This is a genomic window from Paracoccaceae bacterium (assembly GCA_012103375.1).
In the GTDB taxonomy this organism is placed as follows: Bacteria; Pseudomonadota; Alphaproteobacteria; order Rhodobacterales; family Rhodobacteraceae; genus WLWX01.
The window spans coordinates 1,324,842-1,343,671 of record WLWX01000001.1 but is presented as its reverse complement, the minus strand read 5'-3'; the positions used below and the strand labels follow the sequence as shown (position 1 = coordinate 1,343,671).

Annotated in this window: 16 protein-coding genes and 1 pseudogene; 4 read left to right on the top strand and 13 right to left on the bottom strand. The window is 61.1% G+C overall.

What is annotated here, in order from left to right:
• Positions 1–19: 19 nt before the first annotated feature.
• From GKR99_06930 to GKR99_06905, 6 genes and pseudogenes are all read right to left on the bottom strand, one after another.
• Entirely contained in the window at positions 20–532 is a 513-nt protein-coding gene (locus tag GKR99_06930) for a carboxylesterase (GenBank protein NKB27292.1), read from the bottom strand.
• A complete protein-coding gene (locus GKR99_06925; protein NKB27291.1) occupies positions 529–1,140 on the bottom strand; it encodes a peptidoglycan-binding protein in 612 nt (203 codons plus the stop codon). Before GKR99_06925 ends, GKR99_06930 begins: the two co-directional genes overlap by 4 nt.
• Positions 1,141–1,186: 46 nt before the next feature.
• Complete coding sequence (gene ccmE, locus GKR99_06920) at positions 1,187–1,645, bottom strand: cytochrome c maturation protein CcmE (protein NKB27290.1); 459 nt, start codon at positions 1,643–1,645, stop codon at positions 1,187–1,189.
• A gap of 4 nt (positions 1,646–1,649) precedes the next feature.
• The gene (locus GKR99_06915) at positions 1,650–2,678 is read right to left on the bottom strand and encodes an N-acetyl-gamma-glutamyl-phosphate reductase (GenBank protein ID NKB27289.1); all 1,029 of its coding nucleotides are present in this window, start codon (positions 2,676–2,678) and stop codon (positions 1,650–1,652) included.
• 57 nt (positions 2,679–2,735) lie between these two features.
• A pseudogene (locus GKR99_06910) lies at positions 2,736–3,519 on the bottom strand (glutamate racemase).
• Between the two features lie 77 nt (positions 3,520–3,596).
• On the bottom strand, positions 3,597–6,995 hold the full coding sequence (locus tag GKR99_06905; protein NKB27288.1) for an indolepyruvate ferredoxin oxidoreductase family protein: 3,399 nt from the start codon (positions 6,993–6,995) through the stop codon (positions 3,597–3,599).
• Between the two features lie 149 nt (positions 6,996–7,144).
• On the opposite strand from GKR99_06905, the gene GKR99_06900 reads away from it, so the two are divergent.
• Both GKR99_06900 and GKR99_06895 read left to right on the top strand, forming a co-directional pair.
• Positions 7,145–8,050, top strand: coding sequence for a LysR family transcriptional regulator (locus GKR99_06900; GenBank protein NKB27287.1), 906 nt, complete (start codon positions 7,145–7,147; stop codon positions 8,048–8,050).
• A gap of 395 nt (positions 8,051–8,445) precedes the next feature.
• Positions 8,446–8,610 carry a hypothetical protein gene (locus GKR99_06895; protein ID NKB27286.1) on the top strand — a complete coding sequence of 55 codons (165 nt, stop codon included), beginning with the start codon at positions 8,446–8,448 and terminating at the stop codon, positions 8,608–8,610.
• Here GKR99_06895 and GKR99_06890 read toward each other — a convergent pair.
• Positions 8,607–9,565 (bottom strand): IS630 family transposase gene (locus tag GKR99_06890; protein ID NKB27285.1). Its coding sequence is split into 2 segments (ribosomal slippage): positions 8,607–9,221 and positions 9,224–9,565, totalling 957 coding nucleotides; the frame shifts between segments, so codons are not numbered across the junction. The two genes, GKR99_06895 and GKR99_06890, sit on opposite strands and share 4 nt — an antisense overlap.
• Positions 9,566–9,585: 20 nt before the next feature.
• Between GKR99_06890 and GKR99_06885 the strand changes: the two genes are divergently transcribed.
• Both GKR99_06885 and GKR99_06880 read left to right on the top strand, forming a co-directional pair.
• Entirely contained in the window at positions 9,586–10,086 is a 501-nt protein-coding gene (locus GKR99_06885; protein NKB27284.1) for a hypothetical protein, read from the top strand.
• A gap of 67 nt (positions 10,087–10,153) precedes the next feature.
• Positions 10,154–11,062 (top strand): EamA family transporter, encoded by a 909-nt coding sequence (locus GKR99_06880; protein ID NKB27283.1) that lies wholly within the window; start codon positions 10,154–10,156, stop codon positions 11,060–11,062.
• 28 nt (positions 11,063–11,090) lie between these two features.
• Here the strand turns inward: GKR99_06880 and GKR99_06875 are convergent, their stop codons facing one another.
• The 6 genes from GKR99_06875 to GKR99_06850 form a co-directional block, all read right to left on the bottom strand.
• Entirely contained in the window at positions 11,091–11,930 is an 840-nt protein-coding gene (locus tag GKR99_06875) for an OmpA family protein (protein NKB27282.1), read from the bottom strand.
• Entirely contained in the window at positions 11,927–14,233 is a 2,307-nt protein-coding gene (locus GKR99_06870; GenBank protein ID NKB27281.1) for a DUF4384 domain-containing protein, read from the bottom strand. The genes GKR99_06875 and GKR99_06870 overlap by 4 nt, the downstream gene beginning before the upstream one ends.
• 88 nt (positions 14,234–14,321) lie before the next feature.
• Positions 14,322–14,945 carry an N-acetylmuramoyl-L-alanine amidase gene (locus GKR99_06865; GenBank protein NKB27280.1) on the bottom strand — a complete coding sequence of 208 codons (624 nt, stop codon included), beginning with the start codon at positions 14,943–14,945 and terminating at the stop codon, positions 14,322–14,324.
• A 16-nt stretch (positions 14,946–14,961) separates the two neighbouring features.
• On the bottom strand, positions 14,962–16,329 hold the full coding sequence (locus tag GKR99_06860) for a trypsin-like serine protease (protein ID NKB27279.1): 1,368 nt from the start codon (positions 16,327–16,329) through the stop codon (positions 14,962–14,964).
• 185 nt (positions 16,330–16,514) lie between these two features.
• Positions 16,515–17,693, bottom strand: coding sequence for an acetyl-CoA C-acyltransferase (locus GKR99_06855; GenBank protein ID NKB27278.1), 1,179 nt, complete (start codon positions 17,691–17,693; stop codon positions 16,515–16,517).
• Positions 17,690–18,829 carry a 3-hydroxybutyryl-CoA dehydrogenase gene (locus tag GKR99_06850; GenBank protein ID NKB27277.1) on the bottom strand — a complete coding sequence of 380 codons (1,140 nt, stop codon included), beginning with the start codon at positions 18,827–18,829 and terminating at the stop codon, positions 17,690–17,692. The genes GKR99_06855 and GKR99_06850 overlap by 4 nt, the downstream gene beginning before the upstream one ends.
• Position 18,830: the final 1 nt, after the last annotated feature.

Sequence of the window (18,830 nt, the reverse complement as noted above, 5' to 3'; positions counted from 1 at the left end):
GCCGCCTCACGCGAAGGTGTCAGCGGCGGATCATCTCGGCCAGCGCGGGATTGTCGTCGACCGCCTCGCCTTGCTTCAACACGCTGAGCGCTTCGAGGTTGTCTGTGACCTGCTGCGCCCGCGCCAGCGTGGCCGCCATCGAGCGTTGGAAATCCTGCCCCTTGGTCTGATGGCGCGCGCCGAAATAGAAGCCAACAATCGCCCCAAGCAACCACCACAGCGGTTCCGGAACCAGCGCAACACCCTGCATTCGTTCGGCAAACCAGATCGGGTCAACCATCGCGGCCGCGAACAGGCCCAGGGTTCCCAGCGCCATCGCCGGGCGCGGAATGCGGTTCAGCGCGTCCATGAAACGATCAAAGCGGCTGCGTTCAAGCAGTTGGAATTCCTTGGAAAACTGATCCAACGCCGCCTGGGACATCACCGCATCGCGCACCGCCTGCGCCTCGGCGTTGGTGGTGAAGACCTCGGCGGTGTCCTTGACCAGATTGCGCCCGCCGCCGAACAGCAGGGTCATAAGTTGCGTGATCAGCCCCATTTTGCGCACCTCGCCCGGTGTTCAGCGTCGCTGAGGTGGAAGCGCGGAGAGATAAATTCTTCCGCCCGCTTGATCCAGCCACCTTTGCCGCCATCGCGGCGACGCGCATATTTGCGCGATTTGGCGCGCCGGTCGGCCAATGCATAGTAATAATTGCGCCGCGCAATCCCATAGGCATCCGCGATCAGGTCGGGCGATTTTTCCGCCGCCGTTTTGGCCGCGCCGATGGTCTGCGGCCCGATCGCGCCATCAACCTTGATCGTCTGGCCCATCCGGTTCAGCAGGCGCTGAAGGATCTTCACTGCGTTCGATCCGGCGTTGACCTGCATGTCAAACACCGTTGCGTGAAGCTGTTCGGGTAGTTCAGCGATCCGGGGGCGATTGAAATAGTGCTCGACGTAAATGTCGCGCGCCTGTTCGACCGTCAGGCGTTTCACATCCGCCGTGGTCACGCGCCCGTCGCCGGTCAGATCCAGCCCCAACGCGCGCATGGTGCCAATGGTGACGCCATGTTTGGTGGCCCCGCCCGGATCATCCGGATCGTTCACATAGCCACCTTCCAGCAAAACAATGGCTTGCGCGATGTCGTTGACAGATTGCATGAAGTAACCCCTCTGTGCTGAGGGGAAGCAGTTCTGTCAGATGTGGTTAATTTGTGGCTTCCGATGCGTTCGGATCGACATAGACACCCTGTTCCTTCAGCGCGTCGATAACCTCTTTCGGCATGTAGGTTTCGTCATGTTTGGCAAGGATTTCAGTGGCCTGAAAGGTTCCGTCAATCAAACGACCAGTCCCGACCATGCCTTCGCCTTCGGCAAAAAGGTCGGGCAGGATGCCGGTATAGCTGACCGGGATGGTGGCCGCACCGTCGGTGACAGCAAAGGTAATCTCCTCCCCCTGACCGCGTTGCAGGCTGCCCTCTGCGACTAACCCGCCGAGGCGAAATACCACACTTGGCGGCGGCGGGGCTTCGGCAACCTGCGCGGGTGCACGGAAGAAGTTGATGCCATCCTGCAAGGCGTACCCGATCAGCGCAGTGGACAGCGCCAGCGCCACCACTGCGACGATGATCACCTGCACCCTGCGTTTTTTCTTCAATCCCTTCATGGCGTTACGGATAGACCGGCGGCGCCAAAAGCCCCGTCGTCTCGTCCTCTCCCAGCATTAGGTTGGCATTCTGGATCGCCTGGCCGGACGATCCTTTGGTCAGATTGTCCAGCACCGACACCACCGTCACCCGGCCCGGAATCCGATCCGCCGCAACGCCGATGTGGCAGAAATTACTGGCACGGGTGTCTTTCATCTGTGGCACCTCTCCGAACGGCAAAACTTGGATGAAAACCTCATCCTCATAGGTGTTTTTCAACGTGTCATGAACGGTTTGCGCGTCCCCTTTAAGGTAACACGTCATCACGATCCCGCGCGATGCCGGGATCAGATGCGGTGACAGCTGCACGGTCACGGGTTGCCCGGCGATCTTCGAAAGCTCTTGATCGAACTCTCCCAAATGGCGATGCGTGCCGCCCATCGAATAGGGTTTCACGTTCTCGTAAAGCTCGGACAGCAGCAGATGTTCCTTCAACGACCGGCCCGCGCCCGAGGTCGCCGCCTTCAGATCCAAAATGATATCGTCCAGTGCAATCACACCCTCCCGCACCAGCGGCAGCAGTGCGAATAAACCCGTTGCTGCGTTACAGCCGGTGCCGGCGACAAGCCGCGCAGATTTGATCTGATCGCGGTAAAACTCGGTCAGGCCATAGACCGCTTCGGCCTGCTGCGCCGTCGCCCCATGGGGCTTGCCGTACCATTTTTCGTATTCGGCCGCATCGCGCAGCCGGAAATCCGCCGACAGATCGACGATCTTCAGATGGCCAGGAAGGTCGCGGATCACGGCCTGAGAGGTTGCATGAGGAAGCGCGCAGAACACCATGTCAATGTTCGAAAAATCAATATCCTCGATCCGCTTCAAAACCGGCAGATCAAGATGGCGCAGATGCGGATAAACCGATGTCATCGGTTGCCCGGCCTTACGGTCGCCGCTGAGTGCGGCGATTTCAAAGGTCGGATGGGTGGCGATCAGCCGGATAAGCTCGGCGCCGGTATAGCCGGACGCCCCAAGGATGGCGATTTGGTGGGTCATGTCGATGCCCTTTGTCAGTTGTAATGTGATGTAATGGCGAATGCGGCGCAGCGCAAATCAAGCCGCTGCGAAGTCAATTCGTCGTCGCAAAAACTGGGTGGCCCGGTCCGACACGCGCGCCGGATCGCCGGTGGTCAGGAAGGCGCCAACGCCCTGGCCATGCATGTTCGGATGCCGGGTCAGATAATCCGCCAGGCTGTCGGCCACCAGGTTGGCCTGGGAAAAGACCTTAACCTCGGGGCCCAATGCATCCTGAAACACCTGTTTCACCAGCGGATAATGGGTGCAGCCCAGCATCGCCGCATCGGGTTTCGGCATTTTGCGCTGCAACGCCTCAACATGGCCACGCACAAGCGCTTCGGCCAGGATCATGTCGCCGTCTTCAATCGCATCGACCACGCCACCGCAGGCTTGTGCTTCGACGTCGACACCGATGGCGCGGAACGCCAGTTCCCGCTGGAATGCCCGGCTGGAGACCGTCGCGGGGGTGGCAAACAGGGCGACGTGTTTGACGGCAACCTCACGCGGGGGCGAATTGTCGCCCCACTGGCGCTCGGTCATCGCCTCGATCAGCGGCACGAAGACGCCAAGGACGCGCTTGCCGTCGGGCACCCAAGCCTCCTGCATCCGCCGCAGCGCCACGGCGCTGGCGGTATTGCAGGCCAGGATCACCAGATCGCAGCCCGCGTCGAACAGACGCTCGGTCGCGGCACAGGTCAACGCGTAAACGTCATCGGCGGTGCGCACGCCATAAGACGAAGGGCACGTCCGGCAGCCGTGCGGCCGCCGCGTCAAAGACGGTCAGCCCGCCCAGCCCTGAATCGAATACGCCGACTGCCATGTTTCGCCTGCCGAGATGTCACGTGTGGGCGTGGCATAGGACGCCGTTCGCCGATTGTCCATCCGGGGATTTGGCAGCTATTCAGCCGCCGCCGGGGTCAGGCCTGCACGGTAGGCTGCCAGCAATTCTTCGCGCCGCTTTGCCGCCTTTGCCACATTCGCCATTTTGACGGGGCCGAAACCGAGGATCGTCAGCGGCAATTCAGCCAGGGCCACAGCGGCATCGGGGTTGCGGGCCGAATCGGACAGGATTTCGTCCAGGTCGCCTTCGTATTGGGCAATCAAAGCGCGTTCCATCCGGCGTTCGGCGCTGCGCCCAAACGGGTCGAAGGGCGCGCCGCGCAAGGGTTTGAGGCGGGCGAGCATGGGCCAGAGACGTTCGACCCATTGCCCGAATTGTCGCTTCACGGGACGGCCATCCGGGCCGGTTTTCGACAGGATCGGCGGGGCAAGGTGAAAGGACAGCTTCACGTCGCCATCAAAGGCGCTGGCCGCCTGCGCGCGGGTGTCACGCAGAAGCCGGGCGACCTCGTATTCATCCTTATAGCTCAGTAGCTTATGATAGCCCTGTGCCACAGCTTCTTTCAGGCGCGGATCGGTGATCTCGGCCAGCCGGGCGCGGTATTTCGTGGCCAGTTTTGGCCCCTGATAAGCGGTCAGGTGATCGGCGCGGAAGGCGATTTTCTGGTCCAGCGACCTGGGCCGCGCGACCACCGCCTCGGCCAGCACATCGGCCAGCTTATCCGGGTTCAACGCCGCCCATCGACCGGAGTCAAACGCCTGCTGATTGCGCTTTGGGGCGGCTCCGTTCAGGTCGATCGCGCGAAAGATTGCCGCACGCGACAATGGCACAAGCCCGCGCTGCCAAGCGGCGCCAAGAACGATCATGTTGGAATAGATCGTGTCGCCCAGCGTCACGCGGGCCAGTGCGGTTGCATCCAGAAGCGACAGATGATCTTGAAGTTTTGCCTTAAGTGACAACTTCAATTGTTCAGAAGGTAATGTAAAATTTGGATCCCTTGTGAAATCACCTGTCATAATCTCGTGGCTGTTCACCACCGCGCCCGCGAGATTGGACCGCAGCAGATTCAGCGTCCCCGGACCCGATGACACCACCAGATCGCCCCCGATCAGCGCATCACATTCGCCAACAGCCACCCGGATCGCATTGATATCATTAGGAGTTTCCCCGATGCGACAGTGGATATGCACCGCGCCGCCCTTTTGCGCCAGCCCGGCCATTTCCATCATGCCGACGCCTTTGCCTTCCAGATGCGCCGCCATGGCGAGGGTCGCGCCGATGGTCACCACCCCGGTCCCGCCAACTCCGGTGATGATCATGTTATGGGTGCCGTCAATCGCTGGCAGCGCCGGCTCTGGCAGGTCAATCAGGTCCAGATCGCGCGTGGCGGCCGCCTTTGGGGTGCCGCCTTCGACGGTTACGAAGGACGGACAGAAACCGGTCACGCAGGCGTAATCCTTGTTGCAGGATGACTGATCAACGGCGCGTTTGCGGCCCAGTTCCGTCTCGACCGGAACCAGTGACACACAGTTCGACTGCACCCCGCAATCACCGCAGCCTTCGCAAACATCCGTATTGATGAAGACACGTTTATCAGGGTCCGGAAACAACCCGCGCTTGCGGCGGCGGCGCTTTTCGGCGGCGCAGGTCTGGACATAGACGATCGCCGATACACCGCTGTATTCGCTGAATTTTTTCTGAACCTCCGGCATCTGGGCCCGGTCATGCCAGCCGATCCCGGCGGGGAAATCGGCGCGGCGCGGCTCCTCTTTTTCATCGAAAATCACCGCAAGGTTCTTGACGCCCATCGCCACCAATTCGCGCGCAATCCGGTCCGCCGTCAGCCCGCCATCGTTGCCCTGCCCGCCGGTCATCGCCACCGCGTCGTTGAACAGGATCTTGTAGGTCATCGTTGTCCCGGCGGCGAGTGCTGCACGGATCGCCTGCACGCCCGAGTGGTTGTAGGTGCCGTCGCCGATGTTCTGAAAAACGTGGCGCGTGGTCGAGAATGGTGCTTCACCCACCCAGTTCGCGCCCTCTCCGCCCATTTGGGTGAAGCCGACCGTTTCACGATCCATCCACTGCACCAGGTAATGGCACCCGATCCCGGCGTAGGCGCGCGCGCCTTCGGGCAGTTTGGTCGATGAATTATGCGGGCAGCCGGAACAGAAATACGGGGTGCGTTTGGCAAGCTCTGGTGCGTTATCGGCTTTTGCAGCCTTATCAAGGTGTTGCAGGGCAGACTTCATGCGATCTGTGCCGCGCCCCTCTTCAATCAGGATGTCGCCCAGGCGGCGCGCGATGAAGACCGGATCCAGCGACAGGCGCGTCGGAAACAGCTCGGGCCCGCCAGCCGTTTTGCGCCAGCCATAGACGCGGCGGCCTGCGCGGTCGTCAAATATCGCCTCTTTCACCTGCACTTCGATCAGTTTGCGCTTTTCTTCGACGCAGATGATCAGATCCAGCCCCTCCGCCCAGTCGTGGAAGCTGTCCATGTCCAGCGGCCAGACCTGCCCGACCTTATAGGTGGTCAGACCCAGGCGCGCGGCCTCTGCCGCGTCAATGCCGAGAAGATCGAGCGCGTGAACCAGGTCCAGCCAGTTCTTTCCGGCGACGACAAGTCCGATTTTCGCGCCCGGTTTTCCCCAGACCCGGTTGTCGATTTTATGCGCTTTGGCGAAGGCTTCGGCGGCGAAGCGCTTGTGATCAATCATCCGCGCCTCCTGATCGACCGGCGTGTCATTGATCCGAATATGCAAGCCGCCTTCGGGCATATCGAAGTCCGGCGTGACGAAACGCATCCGGTCAATGTGGCCATCGACCACGGCTGTCACCTCGACCGTGTCTTTCATCAGCTTCAGACCGGCCCAGACCCCGGCAAAGCGACTCAGCGCCCAGCCATACAGGCCGTAATCCAGCACCTCTTGCACACCTGCGGGCGACAGGACCGGCATATAGGCGTCGACCATGGCCCAATCCGATTGGTGCAGCGTGGTCGAACTTTCGCCCGTGTGATCGTCGCCCATCGCCATCAGCACACCACCCCTGGGAGAGGTTCCGGCCATGTTGGCGTGACGCATCACATCGCCGGATCGGTCGACCCCCGGCCCTTTGCCGTACCACAGACCGAACACGCCGTCGAAGCGACCCTCTCCACGCAATTCGGCCTGCTGACTGCCCCAAAGGGCGGTCGCGGCGAGGTCTTCGTTCAGGCCCGGATTGAAATGGATGTCGGCGGCGCGCAGGTCGTCCCCGGCGCGCATCATCTGTTGATCAACCGCGCCAAGCGGCGACCCGCGATACCCGGTGACATAACCGCCTGTGTTCCACCCCGCTGCCCGATCCCGCGCCTTCTGCATCAACATCAGTCGCACCAGCGCCTGCGTGCCGTTCAGCAACACCTGAGATTTCGACAGATCAAAGCGGTCGTGCAGCGAGACGTCGTTCAAATCCATCGGGAACCCCTCCTCGGGCCCGATCATTATAGGTCACCTTTCCTGACCTACAAAGCACTATTATCTCACGAGAATGTTTGCTTTCTGCGCCCCGCACCCCTTATGCAACGTATCAATGTCATACGCTCACACTTGCGGATACGGTTAAAATGGACTGGGACAAGCTCAGAATATTTCACGCGGTCGCCGATGCTGGCAGCCTGACGCATGCAGGCGACACGCTGCATTTGTCGCAATCCGCCGTCAGCCGTCAGATTCGGGCGCTGGAAGATTCGCTGAACACCACGCTGTTCCACCGTCATGCGCGCGGGCTGATCCTGACTGAACAGGGGGAGCTGCTGTTTGACGCAACCGTCGCGATGACCAAGCGGCTGGACACAGCCTCGGCCCGGATACGCGACAGCGAGGAAGAAGTGTTCGGAGAGCTTCGCGTTACCACCACGACCGGGTTTGGCACCATTTGGCTGGCCCCGCGCCTGCCGAAACTTTACGAGAAATATCCCGACCTCAACATCGACCTGATGCTGGAAGAACGTGTGCTTGACCTGCCAATGCGCGAAGCCGACGTGGCAATCCGCATGAAAGAACCCAGTCAGGCCGATTTGATCCGTCGTCGGCTGATGACGGTGCGAATGCGCCTTTATGCAACACCGGCCTATCTGGAGGTTCAGGGGTCACTGCAGCGGCCCGAAGACCTGTCAGACCATCGTTTGATCTGTCAGAACACCACATCTGCCCAGGTCAGCGCGGGCGCGCGGCTGGTTCAGGAACTGCTGACGCACAACATCTCGTCGACGCTGACCGTGAATAATTATTACGGAGTGCTTCAGGCCGTCCTGAACGATCTGGGCATCGGGGTGCTGCCCGACTATGTGACCGAGGACGTCCCGAACCTGATCCGGGTGCTTCCCGATCTGGAAAGCGCCGAGGTTCCCGTGTTTCTGGCATTCCCCGAAGAATTGAGGCATTCCAAGAGGATAGGCGCGTTCCGCGACTTTGTGACCGAAGAAATCGTGTCCCATCGCAAGCGCCAGAAGGCGGAAGCCCAAAGCTGACGTTACGGCAGATATGCAACAGGGGCATAGCCGAAATGCGTGACCGCGCCCCGTTTCCCCTTGATTGACTGACCGTTGGCGCCTAATTCTAAGCACAGAAGGCGGGCGTTGCCTGCTTTCTACCTCCCTGTTGGACTTCGGCCGAGCCTTGTGCTCGGCCTCTTTTTTTGTCCCAACGGTCGCGGGATGCAAGCCTGCGGTGGGACGCGCCGCATAAGCACTCGCCTTAAACGTGCAACAATGTCCATAATCGAACATCCGACCCCGCGTCGACCCGAAAATCGCCCGTCGGAAAAAATTCGCCGCGCGGTGAAACTTTTCCCGTCAGCCCTCCGTGACTTTGTCAGCGCGTCTTGGAAAAGGCGCTGCAACAAAGAACGGAAAGGACAATTATCATGACTGCACTTAAAACCCTGATGGCCGGAGGCGCCCTTATCGCGCTTATGGCCACCCCGGCCCTTAGCCTGGACATTGGCGGCAGCGTCTCGGGCGGTGCATCGGGCGGCGGATCCACGGGCGGCATCGCGACCAGCGTCGGCCTTAAAGCGTTTCGACATTAACCTGAGACATATCCGGCGGCCTTAAAGTAGTTCCAGCATTCTACTGGGTCGTAGAGATCGCAGATTGCTCCGATTGCTTCGAAGACCTGGGTAAAGGACCTGACCCCGATCCGTCGCAAATGGGCTTTCAGTTTAGAGAAGGCCTGCTCGATGGGATTCAGGTCGGGCGAGTACGGTGGCAGGTAAAGGAACCAGCAGCCGTGATTGCGTAAAGCCTGCGTCGCCTCCTTATTCCGGTGGGTTGCCAGGTTGTCGAGAATGACGACAGTGCCGGGGTTGATCTCGGGGACCAGCACTTCGCGGATGTAGGCCGCGAAGGCGGGGCCATCTATCGCTCCCTTGATGACCCAAGGTGCGATCAGCGCGCCTTGGGTCAGGCCCGCGATCAAGGTTTGGGTTCCCCAGCTTCCGAAGGGCGCATCCATCGTCAGGCGCTTACCGCGCTTGGCTCTGCCGCGTAGGCGCGTGAGGTTTGTCTTCACTGCGGTTTCGTCAATAAAGACAACGCGCTCAGGAAAGGTCGCAATGGCTGGCGAGCGGTATCTGAACCAGTCGGCCCGTTGCTGCCTTACCTTGGCGCGGCGGCGCTCGGTGGCGACCAGCGACTTTTTTTGTACGTGAAGCCGAGCCGGGACAGAAGGTTGGCGATGGAGGAGTGATGCACCCGCACACCCTCTGCATCGGCCAGCGCATTACGCAACTCAAAGAGCGTGATGTCAGGGTCTTGTGCGATCAACTCCTCAAAGAATTCCCGATGCGGAGCCAGCTTTCCCTTGCCGCGCGGCGGTCCCTGCCGGGCAGGTTCCGCATGACCCTTCATCCTCACCTGACGCGCCCACCGCGCGCCTGTGGCAGGCGACAGCTTCAACCGCAACGCCGCCGCGCGCCCGCTCAACCCTTCTTCAATGTATCTCTGAAACCGTATCCGAAGCGCAGATGGCAAAGGTGCTGACATGATCCATCCTCCCAAACAGGATGAATCACAGATCAGGTCTCAAGGGAATCCCTCGCGATTCAGGTTCAAGCCGAAACGCTTTAAAGCTGGAATTCCAGTCCGGCGTGGCCGAAGATACGCTGGTCTTCGGCTCGGTCCGCTGGGTCGAATGGGGGGCGTTCACGATTGTTCCGGCCGACTATGAAACGCTGACGACGATGCCATTGGTCGCCTATCCCGGCGATTACGTGACATGGTCCCTTGGGCTGGGGCGCCGGCTGAACGACATGTGGTCCGTCGCCGCGACAGTCGGGTACGAGGAACCGTTGGGTGAATTTGTGAACAACCTTGGTCCGACGGATGGCTTCGCAAGCGTTGGCCTGGCCGCAACGTACACCCGCGACAATATGAAGATCACCGGCGGCGTCCGGTTTATCGAGGTTGGCAGCGCCGAAACGGCCCTGCCAATCGCCGCCCCGGCCGGGATTTTCGAAGATAACACCGCTGTGGCTGCCGGGATCAAGGTCGGGTTCACGTTCTGAATTCACCACCCGTGTGATGCACAAGAAACGGGTCGCGCTGTGCGGCCCGTTTTGCAAATAACGCACCATGACACCGCAAAAAGCCCTCGACCGGTCGGCCTGGCTTGACCTGACAATCCTGTCCCTGATCTGGGGCGGATCATTTCTGGCCATGCGCATCGCTTTGGATGAAATCGGCGTGTTCACGGTGGTTGCCCATCGGGTCGGCTGGGCATCGGTGATCCTGTGGGGCTATGTGGCAATCCGGCGGCTGACTGTGCCGCGCGGGCTGCGCATCTGGGGCGCGTTCCTGGTGATGGGGTGCCTCAACAACGTGATCCCGTTTTCGCTGATTGCCTGGGGGCAGTTGACGATTGAGACGGGGCTGACCTCGATCCTGAACGCGACCACGGCAATCTTTGGCGTGCTGGTGGCCGCCATCGCCTTTGCCGACGAACGCCTGACCGCACGCCGCGCGATCGGGATCGCGCTTGGCTTTGCCGGGGTGGCAATCGCCATCGGCGTCAAATCACTGCTGGCTTTCGACCCACGCTCGCTGGCGCAGCTGGCGATCCTTGCCGCCGCACTCAGCTACGCGCTCGCCGGAAGCTGGGCACGCGCCACCCTGGCCGGGACGGCGCCACAGGTGGCGGCGGCGGGGATGCTGACCGGCAGTTCGCTGGTGATGATCCCGCTTGCCTGGGCGGTGGATGGGCCAATATCGCTGGCGCTGCACGGGGATACCCTACTGGCGATTGCCTATTATTCCGTGGCGGCAACGGCAGCGGCCTATCTGCTGTATTACCGCATTCTGGAACGTGCCGGGGCCGGGAACCTGTTGCTGGTCACTTTGCTGGTCGCGCCCGTGGCCATCATTCTTGGGGCCCTGTTCCGTGACGAGGCGCTGGGCGCGCAGGTCTATGCCGGATTTGCGTTGCTGGCGGCCGGAATGATCGTTCTGGACGGGCGCGCGTTAAGCTGGGTCCGCCGGGGGTAAGGCCCGGCGAGGCGCCGCCGCTACGGACCTATCCGCAGACCCGGCTAAGCGCCCCGATCACTTGTTGCCCGTTGTGATCCGCGCGCAGGAAGCCGACGCGCCGGTTCTCGGCAGCGTCCGGCCATTGCGCATTGATCAGCGAATGCTCACCCGCGCCGATGGCGATCATATGTGGCAGGTTCCAGCCGCCCTGAAGCGCCGATACCACCGCCGTGGCGCGCCGCCAGCTGAGGTCGCAGTTATAGCGATAGCTTCCTACCGCGTCGGTATGCCCGATCACCGCATATGGCGTGTCATAGTTCAGCCGATCACTCAGCGCGTGGCCGATCTGGGCGATCTTGTCGCGCTGATCCCAGCGGATCTTGGCAGACCCGAAATCAAACGCGATCGAGATTGCCACCGTCGGCACGGCGACATAATCACCGCACGCATATTCATCCGGCAATTTCACATCGCCGGCATAGCCATCGCGCTGCGGCGGCGGTGCGTAGGTACCATCGTCGGCCACATAATCATCTGCAGGCGGCACATAGTCATCGGCCGCATAATCCGGCTCGACCACAACGGATTTCACGGTGTCAGCGTCAGCGTCATAGATCACCAACTCCAACTGCAATGCGCCCTCGGCGGTTGCCGTGGATTCCAGATCGCCCCCGGCGTCACCCGGGGTCAGCCCCACACACACAGGGGAGCCTGGTCGCGCCATGCACAAGGCCAGCGGATCAACCGCAACCTCGGCCTCGACCTGCCCTGGCGCGGGCGCATCACCATCGGTCACGAACAATTCAATCCCGCTGTCATCATTGCTTTGCGCCTGCCCCAATGCGGGGGCCAGCGACAGCGCGGCGGCAAGTGCGATGCGGATCATGGCGTCACCTCAAAGCTGAACCGCGACTGGGTGATGTCGGGGTTGTGGGTCGACAGCGCGTCGTAATCCGCGCCCGAGCTCGTGGTTTTCGACGGCGCATCCAGATCGAGGATCAGCGTCTCGTACACATCATGCACCGTGATCGGCTTGTCCGGTTCATACCGCTGACCGGCATCGCAGCTGGTCTGATGCGTGTCCCGCGTTGCCCAGCCCAGCGCCTCATGCGAGCCGTTGCAGATCGCCAGGATCGTCTCGGTCCCGACTTCGCCCGTGGTCAGCGACCCGCGCGGCGGGAAGACATACTGACTGCCGCCGGTTATCGTCACATCATCGATCGAGGGATGCGGATACAGCACACAGGACTTGCCCGCACTGTCGATATTGATCAGCGTCAGGCGGCAATCGTGACGTGGCTCCACATAGATCCGCAGCCCTTCGCCCAGTTTATAGACCGGCTTTTCGGTATAGATCGTCAGCCCCGGATCGTGGCGATCCTTATAGGCGGCCGGGGTCGGAACCTCTTTGTAGGCGACCGTCGGCGGGGTGTATTCATCCACCACCTTCTTGACCGAATAGGACAGGTCCTTGTCGTAATCCGCCGCGCGGTATTCGGGATAATAGGGCGTGTAATCCGTCACCCGCTCAAGCATCACCGGATAGACCGCTTCCCATTCGTCCCGCGCAATCGGCGACTGATCCAGCCGCGCGATCAGCCCGGCAAGTTCGAACCCGGCGAAATTGGCGCGCTCGCGGAATTCATCCTCCGTCAGCCCCAATTCCGAGGCCGCGCGCGCATAATCTACATAGCCGTCCACGTGATAGACGAAGACACCCCGCACCGGTTCCAGCCCCCCGGCCTGCTGCGCCACATCAATGTCAGCCGCCGCCAGCGCCGCCGCAAACTGCGCCGCATCTGCCGTCAGCTGATCGTTGACGATGTCCTTGCCGGGGTAAATCGCGCCGATGATCTGACGCTCCTCTGCCGAAAACGACAGGTTCGCCATTGCACTGTCATGCACCTTGTCATCGCGGAACCGCATCCCCTTGGAATGGCAAGAGATACAGGAGATTCCGTTCACAACCTCGCCCGTGCCTTCAGGGTAATCATCATCGCGCACAATCTCGGTCGGGCCAACGTCCAGCCGCGCCCCGTCCGCGGTGTTGAGGTAGTAGGCATGGAATCCATTGGGCAGCGTGAAGATGCTTTCGCCCCCGTCATGTTCAAACGCCAGGTCGGGGCCGTAAACCTCTTTCGGGCCAAGCGGATATTCAAAGAAACTCTGCCGCCCTTTTGATCCTGCGAAGTCATAGCTGGTCCAGAAGAAGCCGGTGATCAGCGGATGACGCTCGATCATCCGGTTGTTGGTCGAGACGCCGGAATCCTGAAATCCACCGCGCATCACCTGTTCGTTCAGGATATTGGCGTTGATGTCGAGGTTCAGCAAATGCTCCGTATCCGGCAAGCCCAGCACGTCATAGTATAGCGGTGCCGCCGTAGCGTGCGCGACAAACCAGTCACCGCGAATGATCGGCACCTTGGCATGGGTCAGCTGGCGCAAGTTCGCATCGGTGTCGCCGGTCAGACCATAGGGATAGATCGCTTCAAGCAATTCCCACTTGCCGTGATCCCAGTTCAGATCCGGCAGGAAGATGCGCATCAGCACCTCATACTCGTCCACCGGCACGAACTTATAGGGCACCGGGTTCCAGCTCAGCGCGTTCATCGCCTTCACCACCCCGGCGCGATACCCCAACAGATTTTCGTCGCTGATCGTCTGATCATTTTGCATGTTGCGGATCGAGATGTATCGGATGCGGTCCCAACGGTTCGTCGGCACCGTTTGCAAGTCGGCATAGGCGGCCGCGTGCAGCGTTTCAAAACCGACGAAGGGGCGTGGCTCCGGCTCCTTATTGGCCAGATTAACGATCCAGTCTTCGATGATCTTCGCCTCTTCGTTCGTCGGGTAACAGGCTGCATTCAGACAGTCGTCGGGCATCGCCGGGAACGAATACTGGCCGATCACGTTATACAGCTTCGACGCCCCCGGATCGCCCACCCGAACATAGTCGGGGTCTTCCGCCAACCGCCGGATATCCAGCACATGCCCGAACCCGGATTTCGGCCCGGCCAGCCCCTCTTTCAACGCGCCGTCCTGATGGCAACGCGCGCAGTGCTTGTCGAGGACGCCATAAAGCGCCGCCTCCATATCCGTCGCGTCGCCGGGCAAGTCGTAAGCCGCCAGCGGGGCCGACAGGCCAAGCGCGGCAATCGGGGCAAGGGTCAAAGTGGTCAGCCAGCGCATGGGGCGCCTCCTTCTGATCAGTCAATGCACATCGTGTCGTTGCCCCGTCTGGGGCTGTTCTTGGTGCGCCCGGATGGCGCGGAAATTGTCAGCCCTCTGCGGCCAGAATACGTTGCCGGACCAGCGGCCAGATCTCGACGAAATTCGCGCCGGGGCAAGCGGTGCTGGCATGATGCTGGTGAAAGCCCAGGTTGGCCGGTTCAATCTGATAGGCCGCCATCATCAACTGGCCAAGGCGGATCGCCGCGTCGATCTGCGCCTCGGCAGGCAGTTCATTTTCGAAGTTGCCTTCCAGCACGATGGCGATATGGCCCTTGGGATCGTAATCCGTATTGGTATCGCCCGAAAAAGACACATCGCGCCCTTCCGCGACCGAGCCATCGGCGGCGATGTAAAAGTGATACGGCACATCCGCCCACGGCTTCTTGGTCCGCCCGTCAGCGAGTTTTTCCGAACTCTGCGAAAACCGCTGAAGCGACAGCATTTTCGAAGCTGTGGAGGCCGCAAGCCGCTGCCTGGCGGCCGAGTGGTGGAACGTCACATGGCTCGGCACCTGCGCCGTCATCGCCATGCTCGGCGGTTTCGCCCCCCAATCGCTGCGCGGCAGGATCGGCAGCGGTTCAGCCGCGAAAACCGGCGTCGCGGAGGCAATCAGGCACACAACAAACGCCCCAATCACCAATGAAACGTCCTTGAAACTAGAAACACTCATCACACCAATCACGGGTTCAATACCCCCGCTTCACAAACGCATCACTAACCGAGGCCCGCGCCAGCGACAGCCTGCTGACCGCTGTTGAACGATCGTAAGGCCCCTCTACCACGACCCACAGGTTCGGAGTCATCCCGGGGTATTCGTTGGAATTGACGACATAGGCACCAAGATTTTGCCCGACCAGACGATTGCGACGGTCCTGCGCGTTCGCTCGGTTGGTGTAGGACCCCATCACCACGAACCACGGCCCGGTGTTGATCTGCGGCGTCGTCGGCTGGGGCTGCGGCTGCGGCGTCACAACCGCCACATCCTCCTCCTTGTTCTGCAAATCATAGAGGCGCGAGCGTGCGATATCGGCATAAAAACTGCCCTCATAGCGATCAATATAGGCGATCAGCAGCTCTTCGTTGTAATCATCCTTGATCAGCGCCCAGGCCTCGGCCGCTGGGATGCCGGGATTCACCGGCGTCGGGTCCGGCTGCGGGGCCGGTTCGACAACCTCGGGTTCCGGGTCAGGCAGCGTTTCAGGTGCCGGGATCACATCTGCCCCGTCATAACCGGCGACGATCCCCCGCAAAACCGCCGAACTGGCAAGCAAACGATCCGCGCGCACGGCGGCATTCTCATCCGTGCCGGCCTTGCGGTAATGCAGCGCGACAACCTGACTGTCGCCCAGCGAATAGACCGGCGCCCCGGACGAGCCCGGCTGCGTGTCGCAAACATGATAAACGTCATCATCGCTGGCCCGGTTCGACCGGCACTTGCCCCCCGCGCTGACCACCATTGGGAAGCCCAGCGGGTGATGAACCACGACCAGCGACGACCGATCCGCAGGCGCACGCGACGCCAGCTTGACCGTCCCCCAATCCTTGCCCGGCGTGCCGGACTGCACCTTCAGGATCGCGTAATCCGGCGCGCCATCGGCACCGGGAAACCCAACCTCGACCGGGTTCCTCATATCAACGATGAACTGCGCGCCGCCCTCGGCCTCTCCGGCGGTCAAATAACCCATCCACAACAACCCGGCGCGCACCACATTTGTGCCGGTGCTGTCCAGCAGGCAATGCGCGTTGGTCAGGATCAGATCGTCCGAGATCAGCGAGGCGGTGCAATAGGCCGACTTGCCGTTCAGAAACTCCACCGCCAGCCGCCCGATGGGCTTGCCCAGACGGCGATAATAATCCGTCTCGTGAAACTGGTTCAGCGGCGTGGTCTCGTCCGATCCGATGACCTGTTCCAGATCCGTACTCTGCAACGCCGGCGGGTCCAGATTGAAGATCGAGCCTTCGAACTCCTGCGCCTGCCCGTGCAGCATCGTGGCAGCAGTTGTGGCGATGGCGGCACCGGAAATTCGGCGAACCCAGCGGCGAAGTCGTGGCATGGCAACCTTTCCCGCCCGCAGGTCACGGGCGTCTGATGGCACGAATCGTTGTTGGTTATGAGTGTAGCACCAAACCGAAATGGTTCAGTAATTCAGTTTCCCTTGGGGAAATCAGCGGTCCGGTGGCGTGGCCCGGCTGCCATACGTTTTGCATACGCTTTGCCGACGCATTGCTGACCCGGACGTCAAACAGCCTCCAACGCCAGCGCGACGCCTTGCCCAACCCCGACGCACAGCGTCGCCAGCGCCCGTTTCGCCTGACCATCACCCATCGCGCGCGCCGCCAACAGCGCAATCCGCGCGCCCGACATGCCCAACGGATGCCCCAGCGCAATCGCACCGCCATCGGGGTTCACATGATCGGCATCATCCGCCAGCCCCCAGGCCCGGGTACAGGCCAGCGCCTGGGCCGCAAATGCCTCATTCAACTCGATCCGGTCAAAGTCAGAGATCGATAACCCGCTGTCAGAACACAGTTTTTCGACTGCCGCCACCGGTCCGACCCCCATGATCCTGGGTGCCACGCCTGCCGATGCCGCGCGCACGATCCGGGCCAACGGGCGCAACCCATGACGCGCGGCAACGCTGCCCGAGGCCAGAACCAACGCCACCGCCCCGTCATTCACGCCCGAGGCATTGCCCGCCGTCACACTCCCACCTTCTCGGAAAATTGTCGGCAATTTTGCAAGCTTTTCCAGTGATGTATCACGCGGATGTTCATCCATCGAAACAACAACATCACCGGCCCGGCTTGCCACGGTCACCGGCACGATATCGCGCGCCAAATGGTCCCGCGACGCAGCCGCGCGCTGCTGACTACGCAGCGCAAACCCATCCTGATCCGCGCGAGAGATTCCGAAATCCGCCGCCACATTCTCGGCCGTTTCAGGCATCGAATCGATCCCGAATTCCTGCGCAATCCGATCATGCACGAACCGCCAACCGATTGTTGTGTCATGGATTTCTGCGTTCCGTGAATAGGCCGAGCCCGCCTTGGGCATTACAAAGGGCGCACGGCTCATACTTTCGACACCACCGGCAATCACAACCTCAGCCTCGCCCACCGCGATCGCACGCGCCGCCGCAATCACCGCATCAAGACCGGACGCGCAAAGCCGGTTGACCGTCAGCGCCGGAACCGTCTGCGGCAGGTTTGACAGCAACACCGCCATCCGCGCCAGATTGCGGTTATCCTCACCCGCCTGATTTGCGCAGCCAAAGATCACCTCATCAACTTCGAGGTCGCCTGCTACTGCATTGATAACATGCGCAGCCAGGTCATCCGGACGAACAGATGCCAACGCCCCGCCATAGCGCCCGATGGGCGTGCGCTTTCCGTCGCAGATGATTACCTCGCGGGTCATCTCGCCTCCAATTCGTCCAGGCCGGGCGCCGGATCATAGCGCGGTTTCATCGCGTCAGGCGCCAATTCCCGCAACTTTGCAAGCCTTTCGCGCACAGTCGCGATCCCGATGGATTCGGCCATGGCAAAAGGACCGCGCGGAAAATTGAGGCCCAGCATCAGCGCCGTGTCGATATCACCATGCGATATATCAGCGTTATTCCATAGTGTTACAGCTTCATTCACAAGCATAGCTTCAATACGCTCAACGATCTGTTCCGCGTCCGCAGGTGCCATGACCTCCACCGCGGGGGTCACGAAACCTGCCCCTGATTTGCGCCCAAGCCTGCCAGCCGAAACATTGTCCTTCAATGCGTCAAACACGTGATAGCGCGGATGATTGTCGAACCCCTGCGCAACCCCCTGCGTTGCCGCCAGATGCACATCCGCCCCGATCAGGTCGATCAGTGCAAAGGGTCCGATGCGATAACCCGCACGCGTCATGGCCGCGTCAATCTCTGCCGCCGAATGCGTGTTTTCTTCAAGGATCGCAAGCGCTTCGCCATAGAACGGGCGCGCGCATCTGTTGACGATGAAGCCAGGCGTATCTGCGCAAATCACCGGATGTTTGCCCGCCTTCTGCAAGGTTTCAAACACCCGCGCGCGCACCGCAGCGGGCGTTGTCGGCAGAAAGATCACCTCGACCAGTTTCATAACAGGCGCAGGGTTGAAGAAATACATTCCGATCAACGGGTTAGGCACATCCAATGCCGCCGCGATACCCGAGATCTGCAACGAAGAGGTATTCGTAGCCAGTACCGCCAATGGCGCATGACGCGCAACTTCGTTTAGTACCCGCGCCTTAACAGCCAGATCCTCAACAATCGCTTCAACTACAAGCTCATGCCCGGCCAGCGCGGCGAGATCATCGACAGGGTGAATTCGCGCAAGCGTTGCGGCGGCTGCCTCCTCGCTCACCCGCCCCTTGGCCACTGCCCGCCCGAGGATCGCTTGCAAGCTGTACATTGCGTCAACCAGCGCGGTTTTCGACTGATCGACCAACACAACCTCGGCCCCGGCCTGCGCGAATACCTGAGCGATTCCGCGCCCCATGACCCCGGCCCCGATGACACCGATACGCCTGTAAACATCTGGCATA